Here is a 4,986-nt window from a genome sequence, read left to right on the forward strand (position 1 = left end):
AGCGTAAACAAGACACCGGTTTGAGGCCGGTGTCAGGTGATAGCTAGATCTGTACAGGTAGGTGGCCCTACTTTCAATTTAAAGCAGCATTTCTATTTCCTTATCTAAAATTTCCTCCTTAGCTAATTCGGATAAAAAATTATTTATTTTGTTCTTTGATAGTACATTGATAGGTGATGTGGATTTTAACGAAAGCATAGACTCAATTAGACAATCTACTATATAGTCCTTCGTGAGTGTAATAAACTGTGTATTTTCGTTTAAATCGAACCATTCATTCATCTTAGCCGATTTTAAAACAATGTCGCTATATGTGGCAAGAATGGTTTCTGGATAGGTAATTTGTGTGACACCTAATAGTTTAAATAACTCTTCTAAACTATAGCTGTCACAAATATGATTGTATGCATAGTGATGGAAGGGGGTGTTATTCTTGTTATCTAGTCTTGCGAATCCAAAGAAATAAAATTGTTCATTAATGACTATTTTCCTAGTCCTTGACATATAGCTCATCGTATTGGTATTAGATAGGGACACGTGTAAGGCCAATCCTTCTTTTTGTTCCTCTGTATCATCGTCAGAGAAAACAACACTATTATCACTAATCATGGCATTAATGAAATCCTGATCAAATATACCAACTTTATAATTTGCTAGCAGATTGCATGAAACAACTAGATTATTAAAATAGTCGCTCTCTTTTACTCTATCATTCACGAAAGTGGCGAGTGATTTTGTTATAACCTTGTTGTAGAGCAACCTGTTTATATCGTGAACAAAATCCATTATTTTCGAAAAGGATGAGAATGAGTCGCATCTCAGTATCATTGAAAGTTTATTATAACTTTCGGAGTGGTATACAATGTATTCCGCTGCGAAATACTCTAAGATTGTCTTATGTATGAACTTGTATTCATTTCCTTCTTTCAGCATCAGTGGAACCGACACAAGTAAGTCTGTAATGAAATTGTTGGTAGAGCTTGGCTTTATATCGGTTAATCTTATGGCTTGATCTAAAATTAAGGAAAATGAGCTTTTCTCTGAGAATGAAACTTTTCTATGTACAGTCATTAAATAACAAAGTGCTCTTACAAGTTTTCTAAAGTCTTCATAATCAAGGAGGGATTCTTTTTTTCTGCTAAAGCCACCTTTATTAATGAGGTCATGGCCTTTATATAGAGCTTGATAAACATCATCATAAAAAGTACAAAGGCGATCCGCAATTGAATTGTTGAAACCAAATGTTTTATATAAGAGCGAAACAATTAATGGGGTTTTTAAAAAGTTCGATGGTACTTTATCAAGCTGTAATATTAAATCCCTCCCGACATTTGATGATGAGCATTTATCATACCTCAAGAGTAACGACTTAACTTGTTCAATATTGAGTTCTTCGAATTTAAGTAAGTTGCTATTTATTAAATCTGGTAAACCTTCTTGTGGCCTTGATGTAAGTAGAATTGAATTATTATATCATTTACTTGATAAAGTATGAATCTGATTGGCAACTTGTTCTTGGATATGTGGATCTACTTCATCAAAACCATCTAATATTATTATGAATTTATTTATGGATAGTAGACGGTAAAATAAATCTCGAGAAAATTTTTTCCACGGGAAATCTAATTCCCTTGCCAAAAGTTCAATCAAGTCAGAGTCAGGATTTATTTTTCGCAAGTCAAATAAAATAGGTATTTTTTCACTTTTATACAAAACTTCATGAACTAAGTATCTAGAGAAAGTTGTTTTACCCATCCCAGCGCTATCAATAATTATATAAGCGCCATTTTCATTTTTTAGTTGACTGACAATATCAAAAGTTTTTGAATCATGAGTGTCTGAAATCGTTTCTCTAAAATAATCATTTTTTTCTATTTCAATTAAAGTTAATGGTTCATAAATCTTTATGAAATCCAGCTTGTGCTGCGGGAATGCTACTGTTGTTATTTCACTAACCCTTTTAGATACTTTTTCAAAATATAGGTGTAAAGATTTAGCTATGTTCTCTGGTTCTAAATCCTTTGCCATTTCCTTTTCTAGAAAATAATTTTTAATATTGTTAATTTTATGTTCAAAAATATTGGAGATTACCCCTCCAACACCATTGGCGGTTGAAACTATCAATTCGTCTGTCATAAGTTTGTCTCTAAAAAATCATCGAATTAATTGTCTGCATATTGTTTGACTTAACAGTAGACAATCTCCATCAGGCCATTGCCCCCTGGATTACAGCTTCCAATGCGCTTCATTGACCAACGGGCGGGGCCCGGATGGTGCTATAGGCGCCGAATGGCCAGCATAGCCTCAAGCCTCATACGCAAACCAGTCGAAAATTGACGCAACTGTCGACAAGCGCTGATTTTTTGCGCCATCTCACCAATCTGGTATTTCGTCTATTAGCAGGGCAGGCATGGGCCTTGCGAGCACGGCGGCACTTTGGTTGTCATCAAGCAAGGGGACTATAGTGCAGCGAGGCAAGAGTGCCTCGTTTGGCCCGCGTGAGTGGGGGCCAACCACAATGGATAGAACGATGGGAGTGTGACATATGAAGCGGATCCTGATGGTGTTGAGTCTGTGTGTGACGGTCATGGGCATGGGAATGGGGGTAGCCCAGAGCGCGACCTCTGGCGCGCAGCAAGAGTGCGAGGCCCAGGTGGCGGTGAAGAAGCTGGCGGGTGCCGCCAAGACCAGCTTTGTGAGCAAGTGTGTCAAGGATGCCTCCGCCAGTGCCAAGGCGAGCCAGTGCGAGAAAGCGGCCGCCGACAAGAAGCTGGCCGGTGCGGCCAAGAACAGCTTCGTGCAAAAGTGCGTGAAGACGGACGGGGCCGCCGACAAGGCGACCCAGTGCGAGAAGGCGGCGGCGGACAAGAAGCTCGCCGGGGCGGCCAAGAACAGCTTTATCCAGAAGTGCGTCAAGACCACCTGAGCCTGGGGCCAGGGGTGAGCGAGCGCCTTGGGAAGGGGCTCGCCTAAGGGATAGAGAGGGGCCATAGGCCCCTCTCTTGTTGTGATGCCGGTCTGTGGTGCCCAAGCAAGATGGACGTTATCCCGGCGCCCTTGGCAAGGGCGGCGCAAGGCCCCTTGAGGGAGAGCCGCGCCGATCCGCCTTTTTTTGATTAATTTTATATCCATTAAAAAACAATCAGTTGTTGGCATTCTGTTGGCTTTTTTTCAGGTTTTTTCATTTTTTGGGAAATCTTTTCCCCCCTCGTCCGGTTCTATTGAACGTAGCCGGATGAGATGCGCCGGAGACATCACTCTCGACAACAAGGAATAGAGACATGAACGTGAAAAAGAGTACTGCCATCGCCTCTGCCATGACGGGTCTGCTGGCCCTGGGTGCCCAGTTCATCGCCGCGCCGGCCATGGCTGCGGATGACAAGGAGAAGTGCTACGGCGTGGTCAAGGCGGGCAAGAACGACTGCGCCACCAAGGGCGGATCCTGCGCCGGCACCGCCAAGATGGATGCCCAGGGGGATGCCTTCGTGGTGGTGCCCAAGGGGCTGTGCGAGAAGCTCGCTGGCGGGTCCCTGCAACCCAAGTAAGCCGCATGCCATGGTGTGGCGCCCGCCACATCATGGCCCTATCTATTGAGAGCCCAGCCATGAACCCCTTGATCGGTATCGGTTTACGCCCCCCGCACTACGACGAGATCCGCCACACCCTGCCCGGAGTGGGCTGGCTTGAGGTACACAGCGAAAACTACTTCGAGCGCCACAGCCAGGGCTTCGAGGTGCTGGCGGAGCTTGCGAGGCACTACCCAGTGAGCCTTCACGGAGTCGGCATGTCGCTGGGCTCCGCCGATCCTCTCGATGCCGGGCACCTGCGCCAGCTGGCAGCCCTGGTGGCGGCCATCTCGCCGGTGCGGGTGTCGGAGCACCTGAGCTGGGGCAGCATCGGCGGGCGCTATTTCAACGATCTGCTGCCCATGCCCTACACCCGGGCCGCTCTTTTGCACATGAGCGACAAGATAGATCGGGTGCAGCAGACACTGGGCAGACAACTGCTCATCGAGAATCCCTCCTCCTACCTGCAACTGGCGGGGGAGATGGGGGAGGCCGAGTTTCTGGCCGAGCTGGCTGGGCGCAGCGGTTGCGGCGTCCTGCTCGATCTCAACAACCTCCATGTGAGCGCAGTCAATCACGGCCTGGAGGTGGACGACTATCTGGCGACTATCGACCTCGACACGGTCGGCGAAATTCACCTGGCCGGTTTTACCGAGAAGCACCTGCCTCAGGGGCCCCTCTATATCGACACCCACAGCACCCCCGTGGCCGAGCCCGTCTGGGCGCTCTACGAGCAGGTCTGCCAGCAGCGCGCCATCCCCACCCTGATTGAATGGGATCTGGCGATCCCCCCGCTGCCGGTGCTGCTGGGAGAGGCGCAGCGTGCCAGCGAGATCCTGAGCGCGGCGCAGCAAACATCCAGGGAGGCCGCCCATGTCTGAGCTTGTTTCCCCGCAAGGTACTTTTGCGAGCGGTCTGCTCGGGGAGGCCACTTATGTCTGAGCTTGTTTCCCCGCAAGGTACTTTTGTGAGCGGTCTGCTCGGGGAGGCAGTCCATGTGTGAGCTTGCTTCCCTGCAACGCGCTTTTGCGAGCGGTCTGCTCGGCCAGGATGATGCCATCCTCGGGCACATCCAGCCGGGACGCTTTGCCCCCGACGCCCTGTTGCAGATCTATCGCAACAACTTCATCCTCGGCCTCACCGAGGTGCTCGCCAGCAGCTACCCCGCGGTACGCGCCATGGTTGGCGAGACCTTCTTTGAGGCGGCGGCACGAGGGTTCGTGCTGGCGGCACCTCTGGAGGAGGGGAGCGTCATGGACTACGGGGAGGGTTTTGGCGACTGGCTGGCACGCTTGCCCACCACGGCCGCGTTGCCCTGGCTCGGGGATCTGGCCCGCTTCGAGTGGGGGCTGGAGCGGGTCTCGCTGCTTGCGCCAGAGACGCGGCGCTGGCCCGCCGAGCGGCTTGCCGCCATGACCCC

Annotated in this window: 6 protein-coding genes; 4 read left to right on the forward strand and 2 right to left on the reverse strand. The window is 48.9% G+C overall.

Features of this window, described 5'->3' with window-relative positions; translation table 11 throughout:
• Positions 1 to 78: 78 nt before the first annotated feature.
• Entirely contained in the window at positions 79 to 1,359 is a 1,281-nt protein-coding gene (locus AACR77_RS17575; protein ID WP_139739380.1) for an NACHT domain-containing protein, read from the reverse strand.
• 114 nt (positions 1,360 to 1,473) lie between these two features.
• Positions 1,474 to 2,136: an NACHT domain-containing protein gene (locus AACR77_RS17580; protein ID WP_081999313.1), complete on the reverse strand. Its 663-nt coding sequence runs from the start codon at positions 2,134 to 2,136 to the stop codon at positions 1,474 to 1,476.
• A gap of 409 nt (positions 2,137 to 2,545) precedes the next feature.
• On the opposite strand from AACR77_RS17580, the gene AACR77_RS17585 reads away from it, so the two are divergent.
• The 4 genes from AACR77_RS17585 to AACR77_RS17600 form a co-directional block, all read left to right on the forward strand.
• Entirely contained in the window at positions 2,546 to 2,926 is a 381-nt protein-coding gene (locus AACR77_RS17585) for a hypothetical protein (RefSeq protein WP_042878620.1), read from the forward strand.
• A gap of 355 nt (positions 2,927 to 3,281) precedes the next feature.
• Positions 3,282 to 3,545: a BufA1 family periplasmic bufferin-type metallophore gene (locus AACR77_RS17590; RefSeq protein WP_010673595.1), complete on the forward strand. Its 264-nt coding sequence runs from the start codon at positions 3,282 to 3,284 to the stop codon at positions 3,543 to 3,545.
• 59 nt (positions 3,546 to 3,604) lie between these two features.
• Entirely contained in the window at positions 3,605 to 4,447 is an 843-nt protein-coding gene (gene bufB / locus AACR77_RS17595; protein WP_041214773.1) for an MNIO family bufferin maturase, read from the forward strand.
• 114 nt (positions 4,448 to 4,561) lie between these two features.
• Positions 4,562 to 4,986 (forward strand): HvfC/BufC N-terminal domain-containing protein (locus tag AACR77_RS17600; RefSeq protein WP_042878622.1); only part of this gene is annotated, 425 nt, incomplete at its 3' end.

This window comes from Aeromonas sp. ZOR0002 (assembly GCF_963866995.1).
Taxonomy (GTDB): domain Bacteria; phylum Pseudomonadota; class Gammaproteobacteria; order Enterobacterales; family Aeromonadaceae; genus Aeromonas; species Aeromonas caviae.